This window comes from Brachybacterium vulturis (assembly GCF_002407185.1).
In the GTDB taxonomy this organism is placed as follows: Bacteria; Actinomycetota; Actinomycetes; order Actinomycetales; family Dermabacteraceae; genus Brachybacterium; species Brachybacterium vulturis.
In genome coordinates, this window is record NZ_CP023563.1 from 354,921 (window position 1) to 369,118 (window position 14,198).

At 71.5% G+C, this 14,198-nt stretch carries 11 protein-coding genes; 8 read left to right on the forward strand and 3 right to left on the reverse strand.

Features of this window, described 5'->3' with window-relative positions; all coding sequences use genetic code 11:
* Nucleotides 1-4 precede the first annotated feature (4 nt).
* The 4 genes from CFK38_RS01580 (at nucleotide 5) to CFK38_RS01595 (ending at nucleotide 5,312) form a co-directional block, all read left to right on the forward strand.
* The gene (locus CFK38_RS01580; RefSeq protein ID WP_096801498.1) at nucleotides 5-358 is read left to right on the forward strand and encodes a hypothetical protein; all 354 of its coding nucleotides are present in this window, start codon (nucleotides 5-7) and stop codon (nucleotides 356-358) included.
* Between the two features lie 214 nt (nucleotides 359-572).
* Entirely contained in the window at nucleotides 573-2,399 is a 1,827-nt protein-coding gene (locus CFK38_RS01585) for an ABC transporter ATP-binding protein (protein WP_096801499.1), read from the forward strand.
* The gene (locus CFK38_RS01590; RefSeq protein ID WP_096801500.1) at nucleotides 2,396-4,222 is read left to right on the forward strand and encodes an ABC transporter ATP-binding protein; all 1,827 of its coding nucleotides are present in this window, start codon (nucleotides 2,396-2,398) and stop codon (nucleotides 4,220-4,222) included. Before CFK38_RS01585 ends, CFK38_RS01590 begins: the two co-directional genes overlap by 4 nt.
* Nucleotides 4,223-4,688: 466 nt before the next feature.
* A complete protein-coding gene (locus CFK38_RS01595; protein ID WP_096801501.1) occupies nucleotides 4,689-5,312 on the forward strand; it encodes a pyroglutamyl-peptidase I in 624 nt (207 codons plus the stop codon).
* A 665-nt stretch (nucleotides 5,313-5,977) separates the two neighbouring features.
* On the opposite strand, the gene CFK38_RS01600 is transcribed toward CFK38_RS01595, so the two are convergent.
* On the reverse strand, nucleotides 5,978-6,895 hold the full coding sequence (locus tag CFK38_RS01600; protein WP_096801502.1) for a rhomboid family intramembrane serine protease: 918 nt from the start codon (nucleotides 6,893-6,895) through the stop codon (nucleotides 5,978-5,980).
* 47 nt (nucleotides 6,896-6,942) lie between these two features.
* Nucleotides 6,943-8,097 carry a winged helix DNA-binding domain-containing protein gene (locus CFK38_RS01605; protein WP_096801503.1) on the reverse strand — a complete coding sequence of 385 codons (1,155 nt, stop codon included), beginning with the start codon at nucleotides 8,095-8,097 and terminating at the stop codon, nucleotides 6,943-6,945.
* Nucleotides 8,098-8,245: 148 nt separating this feature from the next.
* Between CFK38_RS01605 and CFK38_RS01610 the strand changes: the two genes are divergently transcribed.
* Both CFK38_RS01610 and CFK38_RS01615 read left to right on the forward strand, forming a co-directional pair.
* Nucleotides 8,246-10,405 (forward strand): MMPL family transporter, encoded by a 2,160-nt coding sequence (locus CFK38_RS01610; RefSeq protein WP_245851179.1) that lies wholly within the window; start codon nucleotides 8,246-8,248, stop codon nucleotides 10,403-10,405.
* A 130-nt stretch (nucleotides 10,406-10,535) separates the two neighbouring features.
* Entirely contained in the window at nucleotides 10,536-11,714 is a 1,179-nt protein-coding gene (locus CFK38_RS01615; RefSeq protein WP_096801504.1) for a hypothetical protein, read from the forward strand.
* 166 nt (nucleotides 11,715-11,880) lie between these two features.
* On the opposite strand, the gene CFK38_RS01620 is transcribed toward CFK38_RS01615, so the two are convergent.
* The gene (locus CFK38_RS01620; RefSeq protein ID WP_157773311.1) at nucleotides 11,881-12,417 is read right to left on the reverse strand and encodes a peptidylprolyl isomerase; all 537 of its coding nucleotides are present in this window, start codon (nucleotides 12,415-12,417) and stop codon (nucleotides 11,881-11,883) included.
* Between the two features lie 196 nt (nucleotides 12,418-12,613).
* Between CFK38_RS01620 and CFK38_RS01625 the strand changes: the two genes are divergently transcribed.
* Nucleotides 12,614-13,411, forward strand: coding sequence for a hypothetical protein (locus CFK38_RS01625; protein WP_096801505.1), 798 nt, complete (start codon nucleotides 12,614-12,616; stop codon nucleotides 13,409-13,411).
* 31 nt (nucleotides 13,412-13,442) lie between these two features.
* Nucleotides 13,443-14,192: a GNAT family N-acetyltransferase gene (locus CFK38_RS01630; protein WP_096801506.1), complete on the forward strand. Its 750-nt coding sequence runs from the start codon at nucleotides 13,443-13,445 to the stop codon at nucleotides 14,190-14,192.
* Nucleotides 14,193-14,198: the final 6 nt, after the last annotated feature.

Genomic DNA, 14,198 nt, shown 5'->3' on the forward strand with positions numbered 1-14,198 from the left:
GAGCATGAGCACCGCGATCAAGCCCGCAGCCTCCGTGAACACTGCCCCCGTCGTCGCCCTCGGGCTGGTCGGCGGCTGGCTGACCGCCCGCGAGACCGGCATCCGCCCCCTCGGCGGCGTGGTGCTCGCGGCCGCCGGGATGTACGCGGGCCGCACCTGGCTGGCGCGTCGCGGACCCGCCACCACCGCCGTGCTCGGCGCGACCTACGTGGTGGGCTTCGGCCTCTCCCACCCCCTGGCGAAGAAGATCGGCGCATGGCCCGCCGTGCTCACCGTGACCGCCGCGGCCGCCGGCGCCGCCGCCGTGCTCTCCGACGCCGCCTACGGCGAGTGGATCCCCGCCGACGTGGACGCCTGAGCGCCCAGCCTGTCTCAGCTGTCGCCACAGCACCCACGTGACGACAGCCCACGCAGTCTCGAGGTGCGCGGAACAGGGCTCGGGCGCGAGCTCACCAGCGCCGGACGCCACGGGAATGCGTTTAGCGGGTATCCGTGCGCGAGATAGTTGACTACGCTAAGCCATCGACCCCGACCGTCGGGGCCTCCCGCACCCTCTGAGGTTCTCTCTCCCCATGCTCGGCACCATGCGCCGCCTCTGGACGACTGTTCGCCCGATCCGTTTCCGCCTCTACCTGGGTCTTCTCAGCGCCATGATCGCCTCGATCGTGGCCCTGATGATTCCGCAGGTCCTCGAGTTCATCGTCAACCGCCTCGAGACCGATGCGACCGCCGCCACCATCTGGACCGGCGGGGCGATCGTGCTGGGCCTCGGCATCGTCGAGGCCTCGCTGATCTGGCTGCGCCGCACTTTCGCCGTCGCGCCCTCGACCACCGTCGAGAAGCAGATCCGCGTGAGCTTCTACAAGAAGGTCCAGCACCTGCCGGTGACCTTCCACGACGGCTGGGGCTCCGGCCAGCTGCTCTCGCGCATGATGAGCGACATCAGCCAGATCCGCCGCTGGATCGCCTTCGGCATGATCATGGCCGTCACCAACGTGGTCACCATCTCCGTGGGCATGGCGCTGCTGATCCGCTCCTCGGCGACCCTGGCGCTGATCTTCTTCCTCGCCGCGGTGCCGGTGGTCTTCATCGCCTACCGCTTCCACCGCGGCTACTCGGTGCTCTCCCGCCTCTCCCAGGACCAGAACGGCGACCTGGCCACCACGATCGAGCAGTCGGTGCAGGGCATCCGGGTGCTGAAGGCCTTCGGCCGCGGCCCGTCGGCCCTGGAAGGCTTCACCGAACAGGCCGAGGAGCTGCGCCGCACCGAGGTGCGCAAGGCCACCGCGATCGCCCGCTTCGACATGTTCATGTTCATGCTCCCCGAGCTCGCACTCGGCATCGCGCTGCTGGTGGGACTGCACCTGACCGCCTCCGGAGACATCTCCACCGGCCAGCTCGCCTCCTACTTCGCCACCGCCACCCTGGTGGTGGGGCCGGTGCGGATGCTCGGCATGCTGCTGGGGCAGGCCGTGAACGCCACCACCGCCCTGGACCGTCACTTCGAGGTGATGGACTCCGAGAACACCATCGCCACGCCCGGGTCGCCGACGTCCACCGACCCGTCGGCCGCGATCGGCGCGGTGCGGCTGGAGGATGTGCACTTCCGCTACGAGGACGCACCCGCTCACGTCCCGGACGTGATCGACGGGGCGAGCCTCGAGATCCGTCCCGGGGAGACCATGGCGCTGGTGGGCGTGACCGGCAGCGGCAAGTCCACCCTGCTGCAGCTGGTGCCGCGGCTGTACGACGTCACCTCCGGCGCCGTCACCATCGACGGGGTCGACATCCGCGACATGGACCTCACCGCTCTGCGCACCCTCACCGCGGTCGCCTTCGAGGACGCCACCCTGTTCTCCGACTCCGTGCGGGAGAACGTGCTGCTGGGCGCCGATCGCTCCCTGTCACCGGAGCAGGCCGAGGAGCTGCTGGACGTCGCACTGCACACCGCCGACGCCACCTTCGCCTACGAGCTGCCCGAGGGGGTCGACACCCGCATCGGCGAGGAGGGCATGAGCCTCTCCGGCGGGCAGCGCCAGCGCCTGGCCCTGGCCCGCTCGATCGCGGCGAAGCCCGCGGTGCTGCTGCTGGATGATCCGCTCTCGGCCCTGGACACCAAGACGGAGGAGACCGTCACCGGGCGTCTGCGGGAGGTGCTCGAGGGCACCACCACCCTGATCGTCGCCCATCGCACCTCGACGGTGGCGCTGGCAGATCGGGTCGCCCTGCTGGACGGCGGGCGCGTGGTCGACGTCGGCACCCATACCGAGCTGATGGCGAGCTCGTCCCGCTACCGCTGGGTGATCGCCCACCAGGAAGAGGAGCGGCGCCGCGACCAGGACATCGAGACCCTCACCGGCGAGCTCGAACTCCGTGCGATCCAGGAGGAGGGCCGATGAGCACCCCGACCACCACGAACCCGCAGCCGGGCCAGAACGATCCCGAGCACCAGAGCTACAGCGATGCCGAGAACAAGGCCTCTCGCCAGCGTTCCTTCGCGCTGCTGGGCGAGCTGATCTCCCCGGTCAAGGGACAGTTCGTGCTGATGGCGATCATGGTCGTCATCGCGCAGCTGGCCGTCGTGGCCGGTCCCGCGATCATCGCCTGGGGCATCGACCACGGCCTGCCCTCCCTGATGGCCGGGGACTCCGGCCCCGCGTTCCAGGCCGCGGCGCTGGCCGTCGGCGCCGCGGTGGTCGGCGGTGTGCTGACCTACGGGTACGTGCGCCAGTCGGTGGTCGTCGGCCAGAAGATGCTGCTCGCGCTGCGGCGCAAGGTCTTCCGCTTCACCCAGAAGCAGGACCTCGAGTTCCACGAGTCCTACACCTCCGGCCGGATCGTCTCCCGCCAGACCTCCGACATGGAGGCGCTGCGCGAGCTGCTCGACTCGGGCGTGAACGTCATGGTGGGCGCCTCGCTGTCGATGGTGTTCACGATCGTGCTGATCGTGACCATGGATCCGGTCACCGGCCTGGTGATGCTGGCGATGCTGGTCCCCTGCGTGGTGCTGACGATCTGGTTCCAGAAGCGCTCCCGCATCGAGTACCGCGCGATCCGCACCCATTCGGCCCGGCTGATCGTGCACTTCGTCGAGGCGATGGCCGGGATCCGTGCGGTGAAGGCCTTCCGCAAGGAGGACCGCAACCAGGCCGAGTTCGACGGCCTCGCCCAGGACTACCGCGACGCCTCGATGCGCTCGATCAACGTCTTCGGCATCTATCAGCCCGCGCTGCGTGTGCTCGCCAACATCACCATCGCCGCGGTGCTGGTGGTCGGCGGTTTCCGGGTGCTGGGCGGCGATCTGCAGGTGGGTGTGCTGGTGGCACTGGTGCTGTACTCGCGGCGCTTCTTCCAGCCGGTCGACGAGATCGCGAACTTCTACAACGCCTTCCAGTCCGCCGTCTCGGCGCTGGAGAAGATCGCGAGCCTCCTGGCCGTGCAGCCGCATGTGCAGGAGCCGGTGAGCCCCACCTCGCTGCCCACCTCGAGCGGGCAGGTGGACTTCGAGCACGTCGCCTTCCGCTACACCGAGGACGGTCCGCTGGTGCTGCAGCCGATGGATCTGCACATCCCCGCCGGGCAGACGATCGCCCTGGTGGGCCAGACCGGCGCCGGGAAGTCCACGGTCGCCAAGCTGATCGCCCGCTTCTACGACACCACCGAGGGTCGGGTGACCCTGGACGGCGTGGACCTGCGCGACATCTCGATGCAGGACCTGACCCGCAACATCGTCATGGTCACCCAGGAGGCGTACCTGTTCTCCGGCACCGTGGCGGACAACATCGCCCTCGGCAGGCCCGGCGCGAGCCGCGAGGAGATCGAGGAGGCCGCCCGCGCCATCGGGGCCGACGAGTTCATCGAGAAGCTCCCCTACGGCTACGACACCGACGTGAGCAAGCGCGGCGGGAGGGTCAGCGCCGGGCAGCGGCAACTGATCTCCTTCGCCCGCGCCTTCCTCGCCGATCCGCGGGTGCTGATCCTCGACGAGGCCACCAGCTCCCTGGACATCCCCTCCGAGCGGATGGTGCAGGAGGGGCTCACGAAGCTGCTCGGGCACCGCACCTCGCTGATCATCGCCCACCGCCTGACCACCGTGATGATCGCGGACCGGGTGCTGGTGGTGCACGGCGGCGAGGTCGTCGAGGACGGCTCCCCCACCGAGCTGGTCGCTCAGGGAGGCCGCTTCGCCGCGCTGTACCAGGCGTGGCAGGACTCGATGTGAGGTGAGCGGGCGGGTGAGACGGCCAGCCACCGGCCGCCACCGGCCGCCCCCGCTCGGTCCGTCGCCCACGCCCACGCCCACGCCCACGCCGACGCCGACGCCGACGCCGACGCCGACATGCTGCACCCACTGGCGCTCAGCCAGCACACGCCCCGCATATGGCCCGCGCGTGCTGGCACAGCGCCAGTGGATGTATACGTCTACGAGGGAGGACCCCGCTGCCCCTTGTCGTGCGCGCCGGGATCACCGGGATGCACACGTCCAGGCGGAGGGCCCCGAGGCAGGGCGCCGCACCAGGCCGAGGGGCGGGCGGAGGCTCGCGCTGGCCCTGGCCGGGGGGCGGGTGGAGGCTCGCGGTGGCCCCGGCCGGGGGTCGGGTGGAGGCTCGCGGTGGCTCCGGCCTCCGAATGCTCCACCCTCGATGCTCTAGGGATCTCCCGCCCACGGGGGTCCTTAGGCTGTCCCCATGACGACCGATCTGCTGCTGACCGGATTCGCGCCCTTCGCCGGGGCGGCGGTGAACGAGTCCTGGGAGGCGGTGCGCCGCGCCGCAGCGCAGCTGAAGGCGCAGGGCCTAGCGGTCCAGACCCTCGAGCTGCCGGTGGAGTTCGGCCGGGCCGGGGAGCTGCTCACCGCGGCGGTGCGCGCGCACCGTCCCTCGCTGGTGGTCGCCGTCGGCCTCGCCGCGGGGCGCACGGGAATCAGCCCGGAACGGGTCGCGGTCAACGTGCGTGATGCACGGATCCCGGACAACGCCGGCGCGAGCCCGGTGGACGAGCCGATCGTGGCCGGCGGCCCGGTGGGCTACTTCAGCACCCTCCCGATCAAGGCGATGGTCGCCGCGCTCGACGGGGTCCCGGGCTCGGTGTCCCAGACCGCCGGCACCTACGTGTGCAACGACGTCTTCTATGCGCTCCAGCATCTGCTGGCGACGGACGAGGAGCTCTCCGGGATCCGCGGCGGCTTCGTCCACGTCCCCTCGGCCGATGTCCTCGACACCGCCGCCACGGGCCGTGCCCTCGCCCGGATGGTCGAGGTGGCGCAGCGCACCGAGGTCGATGCCTCGCTCACGGGCGGTGCCGAGCACTGAACGACACCGGGAGTCAACACCCCCGGCCAGATCGGGACCGTCTCCCTCCGAGCGGTGTGCACAGCCGGTGCATCACGGCTTCCGTCGGCCGGAAAATGACGTTCGGCGACCCCGCAGAAAGAGTTGTCCACAGGGTTTTCCACAATCGGGGATGAATGACAGACCTGTAGTTCCGCAGGTACAGCGGAGAACCCGGGCGTGTCGCAGCCCCGACCATCGAGGGCGGACGCTGTCACGCGGCGCTGCCGAGCGCCTTCTGCACGAGCCGACCACGATCTGCATCACCGCAGGTCACGGAGTTGTTGCTGAGCGGTAGTCGAGCGCTCGCCGACCCGGTGGAGCGGCGTTCCTGCAGGTTGCACAGCAAGGGTCGCCGCGGTGAGCATCCGCACTCCGCCCGAGCGCGCCTCGACGTGTCCCCACCGTCCGTCCACAGTCGATCCCCGGTTATCCACAGCAAGATCGTGAAATCCCCACCCGTCCGCAGAGTTATCCCCAAATTTGCCCACAACTGGGGAAAACCACAGCCATGTAGTTCCCCGGTCACCCCACGGGAGGGGTCCGGGCCGTGCTAGAGGGGCCAACTGCGGAGCGGGCCGGGGCCGCCTGCTGGCCGCCCCGGCCCGACCGGTGCCCGTTCTGCGCCCGCGGCCGGGCGCGGGGGCTCACTGCCCGAGCACCAGCAGCGTCTTGACCGCGATCACCACCACGCACAGCAGCACCGCTGCCACGACCACTGCGGAGTGCACGAGCGCGGAGCGGCGCGCCAGCGCCTGCCGATCCGTGCCGGGACCGGCCTTGGGGCGCAGGGCGAACATCCCGGCGGTCACCGCGGCGCCGAGCACCAGGCCGCCCAGGTGCCCCTGCCAGGAGATGCCCGGGACGGTGAAGGTGATGACGAGGTTCAGCCCGATCAGGACGAGGATCTGCGCGGTCTGCCCGCCCAGGTGCCGGTTGACGATGAACATGGCGGCGAACAGGCCGAACACGCCGCCGCTGGCCCCGAGCGTGCCGGTGTACCAGGACTGCTCGAGCGAGTTCGCGATCAGATACACGGCGGTGTGCCCGCCGAGCATCGAGACCAGGTAGACTGCGGAGAACCGTACGCGGCCGAGCACCTGCTCCAGGTACCTCCCCACGATCCACAGCGCGTACATGTTCAGCGCCAGGTGGAGGATCCCGCCGTGCAGGAAGCCGGCGGTGAAGAAGGTCCACGGCATCGCCACGGCGCGGAAGGGGACGAAGAGCCCCAGCTGCACCACGATCTGCGGGACGACCGTCTGCCCGAGGTACCCCAGCACGCACAGGCCGATCAGGGCGTAGGTGACGTACGGGGTGCTCTGGCCGATGCGGGCGCCCATCGCGTTCCGCGGCCGCGTGGAGGCCTGCTGCCGGGAGATCTCCCGCTCGCAGTCCACGCAGAGCACCCCCACCGAGGTGGGGCGCTGGCAGTCCGGGCAGGCCGGGCGCTCACAGCGCTTGCAGCGCACGTAGCTCATCCGGTCGGGGTGCCGCGGACACACCGGCGGGGCCTGGGGGTCCGGATTGTCCTCGGCGCTGTAGCCGTAGCTGGGTCGTTCCATGCCCTCATTCCACCACGCGGGCCTGGGCCGTCCCCGAGCGGCACCCCTCAGACCGCGGTGTACGGGAACGCCGCGAAGAGCTTCTCGAACCGTCGGCGCTGCGTCGGGCTCACCTCTTCCAGCTCCTCGAGCACCAGCCTCCGCTTCCCCGCCGTGCCCTTGCGGCTCCAGAGGCCCACCACCTCGCCGCGACGCAGGGCCGACCGCTTGAACACCCCGTTGTTGCCGGGGACCAGGGCGCGGTGCCGCTCGGGGTCCATCAGGTAGAGCCGGTCGCGGTAGCCCAGCAGCAGTTCGTCGAAGCCGGGCAGCAGCAGCTCCCGCATCGTCTCCTTCTCCGCGGCCGCGTACTCCTGGACCAGCCCCGGCCGCCACCACAGCCGCTCCCCATCGCCTCCCCGGGCCGCCTCGGCAGTGGCGTGCAGGCGGCCGTCCCGGTCCGCGAATCCGCTCTCCAGCTCGGACTCGATCAGCGGCAGCGCGGCCCGGATCATCCCCAGCGGCAGCTTCGACCACCAGGCGAGGTCCCGCTCCCCCACCGGACCGTGGCTGGTGACGTACCGCCGGGCGAGCTCGGCCGCGGCGGCGGTCCGCTCCCCGTTGAAGGCACCCTCGAGGTCGCTGCCCGCAGGCAGCCAGCTCTCCGCGAGCACCACCGCGGTCTCCCCGTCCCGCCAGGGACCGTAGGCGGCGATGCCGGCGGAGATCAGCTCGGCCAGCAGGTGGTATCCGCGGCCCTGGTCGGTGCGGATCCCGGCCGCCTCCCAGGCCGCTGTCAGCTCCCGGCGCAGCACCCCGCGACCGGTTCCCGGCACCGACTGCTCCGCGGCGATCTCCTCGAGCGCCTGCTGCGCCCGCTGCAGGTGATGGTCCTCGAGCTCGAGGTGCCCGCGCCGGGAGATCGCCGCCCGCAGCGGACCGGCGGCACAGAGCTCGGTGAGCCAGGCCAGGGAGTCGGCGGCCACCGCGAAGACGGTGCCGCGCATCGGATAGCCGCGCACGATCTCCCCGCGATCGAAGGCGGCGAGCACCGCCTCCAGCTCTCCCCCGGTGCGCAGGGCGAGGGAGGCCATCACCCCCGCCACATCCTGTCCCTGGTGTGCACCGAAGGCCCGCGCCGCCGCGGCGGGGCCTGTGAAGCGGGGCTCTGCGACCAGGCCCTGGGCGAGGAGCCGGGCGCCGGCGAGGTGTCGCTGAGTCATGGGCCGAGCGTACCGGCGGCCTCCCGGACGAGCCGGGGATCCATCGAACGGTTGATCCCTTCGGGCGGCGGTCTCCATAGCGTGGAAGCACCCCACCAGGGACCCGCCACCCGCCCGCCACCAGCGGTCATCTCGCGAAGGAACCACAGTGCCTGCACCCACGCCCGTCACTCATCGCCCCCGGCCCGGCGAACCCGTCGACGTCGCGTCGTCGACCGACTCCGCCGTCCCCACCGGGGCGCTCGGCCGCATCGGCGAGCGGATCGCCGCGGCCCTCACCGGCCGCCGCTCCGCCTGGGTGATGCTCGCGGTGTTCATCGCGCTGCTCCTGGCCATGGCCGGGGGCCTGCGCGGCGCCGGTCCCGCCGCCGGCATGGACGCGCTGCCGGAGAGCTCCGAGTCCGCCCGCGCCGCGGCGATCGCCGACACCATGGAGGGCGCGCGCTACCAGCCGGTGTTCGCCGTGGTCACCCGCGACGACGGCGCTGACCTCACCGAGGCCGACGCGGCGGCCGTCGAGACCCTGCGCTCCGACCTCGCGGAGGTCTCCGGGCGCGAGGCGATCGGCCCCATGCCCGCCGAGGACGGCGAGGCGATGATGGTCATGACCACGGTCGACTCCGAGGCGGACAACGACACGATCGACGCGGCGATCACGGATCTGCGGACCGCCGCCGACGACGCCACGCCCGAGCGCCTCACCGTGTCCGTCACCGGCGGCCCCGCCGTCGGCTCCGACATCCGGGGCGCCTTCGCCGGCGCGAACTTCACGCTGCTCGCGGTGACCATCGCCGTGGTGGCCGTGCTGCTGCTGCTCACCTACCGCTCCCCGATCCTGTGGCTGATCCCGTTGTCGATCGTCGCTCTCGCGGACGGCGCCGCCGGGGCGCTCACCTCGATGCTCGGTGAGCAGTTCTCCCTCGCCTTCGACGCGGGCGTGATCAGCGTGCTCGTGTTCGGTGCGGGCACCAACTACGCCCTGCTGCTGATCTCCCGCTACCGCGAGGAGCTGCACCGCCACCACGACCATCGCGCCGCGCTGGCCCACGCCTGGATCCGCACGGCGCCGGCGATCATCGCCTCCAATGTCACCGTGGTGCTGGCGCTGATGACCCTGCTGGCGGCGGTCATGCCCGCCACCCGCGGGCTCGGCATCGCCGCCGCAGCCGGCCTGCTGGTGGCCCTGATCGCCGTGCTGTTCCCGCTCACCGCGCTGCTCGCCGTGGTCGGCCGGAGGGTGTTCTGGCCCTTCGTGCCGCGGGCTGCGGATGCTGCGGATGCCGCCACCCGTCGCGACGACGCCGAGCACGGGCCGTTCGCGGCCGTCGCCCGCACGGTCACCCGCCGTCCCGTCGTGGCCGCTGTGGTCTCGGTGCTGCTGATGGCGGTGCTGGCCACCGGTCTGCTCGGCACCCGGGTCGGCCTCGCGCAGGATGAGCAGTTCGCCTCCGCCAACGAGTCCTCCACCGGCTTCGCCGCGATGGCCGAGCACTACGGCGCCGGCGAGAGCGCCCCGCACCAGATCGTGGTGCGCGAGGACTCCGCAGATGCCGCGGTCGAGATCGCGGAGTCGGTGCCCGGCATCGACCGCGTCTCCGTCTCCGGCACCACGCCGGACGGCTGGGCCGTGCTCTCCGCCGTGGGCACCGCCCAGCCGGAATCACCGGAGGCGTTCGAGGAGGTCGAAGGACTGCGCACGGCCCTGCATTCCCTGGCGGGCGCCGATGCCCTGGTGGGCGGCACCACCGCGAGCGCCCTGGACGTGCGCGCCGACTCGACCCGCGACCTGCTGGTGGTGGCCCCGATGATCCTCGGCGTGGTGCTGATCGTGCTGATGGTGCTGCTGCGGGCCGTCGTCGCGCCGCTGGTGCTGCTGACGGTGAACGTCGCCAGCTCGGTCGCCGCGATCGGGCTGGGGCTGTGGGCGGGCCGGCTGCTGCTGGACATCCCGGCGCTGGACGTGACGGTGCCGCTGCTGGCCTTCCTGTTCCTGGTCGCCCTCGGTGTGGACTACACGATCTTCCTGGTCCACCGCGCCCGCCACGAGGCCGCGACGCACGGCACCACCCAGGGCATGGTGCGGGCCGTCGGCTCCACCGGCGTGGTCATCACCAGCGCGGGCGTGGTGCTCGCCGCAGTGTTCGCGGCACTGGGGGTGCTGCCCCTGGTGGTGCTCGGCCAGCTGGGCCTGATCGTGGGCCTGGGCGTGCTGCTGGACACCCTGCTGGTGCGCACCGTGCTGGTGCCGGCGCTGTTCGCGCTGATCGGGGACCGCATGTGGTGGCCCTCCCGCCCTGCGCGGCGCTGAGAAGCTCGCCCGGAGCGCGATCGGGTGCAGTGGCGGAGTGACCTCTCCGGCACCGCACCCGATCAAATTTTGCCGACAGAAGTCGAAAAGCTAGCCTGGCCAGCGTCCCCTCCCTCGAAGAGAGCACTCCATGACGCCCCGACGCCTGCCCCTCGCCCCGTCCGCCGCTCTCGCCCGCCGCGGCGTGCTGCTCGCCGGACCCGCCCTGCTGCTCGCCGGCTGCGGTCTGCTCCCCACCGGCGGCGCGGACGAGAGCTCACCGGGCACCGGCGCCGGTGACGCGGAGGGGGCCGACGAGGAGCCAGCCGTCGACCCGGCGACCTCCGCCACCCTCGACCTCACCACCGTCGAGGTGAGCGACGAGATCGTCGCCGGCGGGCTGATGCAGCGCCTGGAGACCTCCGAGACGCTGATCCAGCCCTACGCCCAGGTCACCGTGACGGCCACGACTCTGCTCGACAGCCTCACCGCCGAGCAGTTCACCGCTCTGACCGGGCAGGAGGCGCCCCTGCCCGACGGCGCCGACCCCTTCGGAGACGAGTCGCCGGCCACCACCCTGCTGCCCGGCGAGCTGAAGAAGTTCCTGCTCACGTCCTGGGAGTCGACCGACCCGGACTGGGCTCCCGCACCCCAGCACGTCCTCACCGCACTGCACATCACCCATCTGCGGAACGACGACATCCGCCTGGACAGCGCCGAGGAGGGGGACGCGGAGCGCCGCGGGACCGTGCTCGCGATCGTCGACGCCTCCCCCGATGCGGATGCCGTGACCCTCCGTGCCGAGATCGGTGACGAGGTGCAGGAGATCTCCCTGGTCGACGGCACGATCGTCGCCACCCCGGCGCCTCGGATGTACTCGGGCGGCCTCGAGGTGCAGGTCTCCGATGCGACCATGCTGGACACCAAGGTCCCCGACGGCTTCGCCCAGGAGTACATGACCCTGCTCGGCACCGTCGAGAGCGCCTACCTCACCCCCTTCATCAACTCCGGGGTGGACTACGGCGGGAACCTGAACTGGGCAGGGGAGGGCGAGATCTTCCTGGTGGTCGAGCTGGGCTGGGACCGCGACTTCTCCTCGAACGTCGAGGACCTCACCGAGATGGTGCTGGTGCTGCCCGACGGCACGGAGCTGCGATCGGCGCAGGACCAGTTCACGCTGTTCTATGGCGAGCCCTTCGTCGCCACCTTCACCATCCCCGCGGACCTGGACACCGCGACCGTGAAGATCATGCCGCGCTTCGGGCAGGTGCTGGACGAGGACTTCGAACAGGTCGAGGATCCCGTCACCGCGACGCTGACCTTCGCCTGAGCCTCCACCGGCGGAGGCACGGGTGCGGGCGCCTCCGTCACCTCGGGCACAGGTGTCGTCGGGAGATGCAGGAGCGCCGCCGGTGCCCCCGCAGCCGGCCGGAGCCGGGACTGCGAGGACGCCGACGGCGCAGCAGGTCGATGAGCGCCCGCGAGCGCTCAGGAGATCACTTCTCGATGGTCACCGAGGTGATGACGACGTCCTCGAGGGGACGGTCGCGCATGTCGGTCTTGACGGCCTCGATGGCGTCGACGACCTTCTTGGAGTCCTCGTCGGCGACCTCGCCGAACACGGTGTGCTTGCCCTGCAGGTGCGGGGTGGGGCCCACGGTGATGAAGAACTGCGATCCGTTGGTGCCGGAGGGCTGGCCGGTGAGCGCGTTGCGGCGCTTGCCGGCGTTGGCCATCGCGAGCACGTAGGGCTCATTGAAGTTCTTCTCGGAGATCTCGTCGTCGAAGTTGAAGCCGGGGCCGCCGGTGCCGGTGCCCAGCGGGTCGCCGCCCTGGAGCATGAAGCCCGAGATGATGCGGTGGAAGATGACGCCGTCGTAGAACGGACGGGTGACCTTCTCGCCGGTCTCCGGGTCGGAGAACTCCTTGGAGCCCTCGGCGAGACCCACGAAGTTCTCGACGGTCTTGGGAGCGTGGTGCGGGAACAGCTCGAGGCGGATGTCCCCATGGTTGGTGTGAAGAGTTGCGAACATGCGGTCATCTTCCCATATCGGTCCCCGCGGGCGGCCCGACCGACCGAACGGGCGTGGGCTCCTTCTCATCATCTGTGAGCCCCGATACGCGCTCGCGTTAGAGTTGGACCACACGGGTCCGTGGCAGTGTCCACCTGCCATGGCCCAGGGACCACCGTCGGCCCGACCCGACGGACTCGATCGAAAGGGGATTCCCATGGCGCTGACCACAAAGCGGGAGACCAAGAAGGCGAAGAAGCAGGCCGAGAAGACGGTCGACGCCGCCGGCGCGACCGCGCTGCGGGCCGAGAAGGCCGTCGAGGAGCTGCAGAAGCTCGCCGCCACGGTGGGCCCCGTGGTGTCCGAGGGTGCCCGCGAGGCGCGCAGCCGGGCCACCGAGCTGTACGGCCAGTACGCCCCCGAGGCCCAGCAGCGCCTCCGTGAGCAGTCGGACAAGCTCCGCGAGCAGTCCGACAAGTTCGCCGCGAACCTCAGCCCGCGCGCCGACAAGCTCCGCCACGACGTGCAGGACGACTACCTCCCGCGCGCCCGCAAGACGGTGGAGACCTCCGGCACCGTGCTGAAGGCCGCCGTCGACGCGGCCCGCAAGGAGCTCGAGAAGGGCCAGGGCGACATCCGCTCCGCCGTCCTCGAGCCGACGCCGCAGCCGAAGAAGAAGGGTCGCGCCGGCAAGGTGCTGCTCGTCCTGGGCCTGGCCGCCGCCGGTGCCGCTGCGGGCTACGTCGCCTGGCAGAAGACCCGTCCGGTCGAGGATCCGTGGGCTCCGCCCGCGGACTTCGCCCGGGCGCACTACCCCGCCTCCGCCGCGGACGAGTCCGACTCCTCGACCGTCTCCGACACCGTCGGCTCGGCCGATGCCGGTGACGTGGCCTCAGCCCTGAAGGGTGAGGACCGCTCCTCCGACGTGGAGCCCAAGGAGGTCAAGGTCGACTCGGATCCCGAGGCCGCCGACGACGACGACGAGAAGCGCGGCAACCACCGCAGCGACTCCTGACCCCTCGCCTCGGCGCACCACGGAGCATTCCGTGCACGACGGCGCGGTGATCCCGTCCCCGGACGGTGATCGCCGCGCCGTCCTCTTGCCCGGACCCGATCAGCTCGAGCTCTGCACGCCGCGGCTCCGTCTGCGCCCGGTCGCGGAGCACGAGCTCGAGGAGCTGCTGGTTCTGCATGCGGATCCGCGCGCCTTCGCCGAGGATCTCACCGAGCCGCTGACCGATCGCGCCCAGATGCGCTGGGTGCTCGGGAGGTGGCGCGAGAGCTGGGTCGAGCACGGAGTGGGCTACCTGTCGGTCCGTGCCCATCGGCCGTCCGGCTCGAGCGCGAACGACGGATTCCCGACTGCCGCGGGCCCGTCCGAGGCGGCCCTGCCCGGCGCCGCGACGCCCGGGGAGCGTGCGCCGCTGCCGGAGGGGCTGCTCGGCGTCGTGGGCCTCACCCCGCTGGGTGCGGAGCATCCGACGGTGCTCAGCGCCTATTGGCGGCTGTCTCCCGCGGCGACGGGGCGCGGCGTGGCGAGCGAGGCGATGCGGGCGGTGCTCACCCACCCGCAGCTCGGTGGCCGCACCGGCGGGAGCAGCGGCCGCACCGGCGGGAGCGGCGGCGGCGACGGGGACCGCGGCGACGGCGGGGCCGAGATCATCGCGGTGACGGCCGCGGACAACCGGCCCTCCCGCGCCCTGGCCTCCCGGCTCGGCTTCGTCCCGGCGCCGCCGGAGCGCCCGGTGCCCGGCGGGCGCGCGGGCGATGTGCTGCTGGTGCTCGCGGGTTCCTAGACTGAG

Excerpts from the sequence above, each read along its gene's own strand:
- CFK38_RS01580 (WP_096801498.1), top strand. The coding sequence starts at position 5 with ATGAGCACCGCGATCAAGCCCGCAGCCTCCGTGAACACTGCCCCCGTC.
- CFK38_RS01585 (WP_096801499.1), top strand. The coding sequence starts at position 573 with ATGCTCGGCACCATGCGCCGCCTCTGGACGACTGTTCGCCCGATCCGT.
- CFK38_RS01590 (WP_096801500.1), top strand. The coding sequence starts at position 2,396 with ATGAGCACCCCGACCACCACGAACCCGCAGCCGGGCCAGAACGATCCC.
- CFK38_RS01595 (WP_096801501.1), top strand. The coding sequence starts at position 4,689 with ATGACGACCGATCTGCTGCTGACCGGATTCGCGCCCTTCGCCGGGGCG.
- CFK38_RS01600 (WP_096801502.1), bottom strand. The coding sequence starts at position 6,895 with ATGGAACGACCCAGCTACGGCTACAGCGCCGAGGACAATCCGGACCCC.
- CFK38_RS01605 (WP_096801503.1), bottom strand. The coding sequence starts at position 8,097 with ATGACTCAGCGACACCTCGCCGGCGCCCGGCTCCTCGCCCAGGGCCTG.
- CFK38_RS01615 (WP_096801504.1), top strand. The coding sequence starts at position 10,536 with ATGACGCCCCGACGCCTGCCCCTCGCCCCGTCCGCCGCTCTCGCCCGC.
- CFK38_RS01620 (WP_157773311.1), bottom strand. The coding sequence starts at position 12,417 with ATGTTCGCAACTCTTCACACCAACCATGGGGACATCCGCCTCGAGCTG.
- CFK38_RS01625 (WP_096801505.1), top strand. The coding sequence starts at position 12,614 with ATGGCGCTGACCACAAAGCGGGAGACCAAGAAGGCGAAGAAGCAGGCC.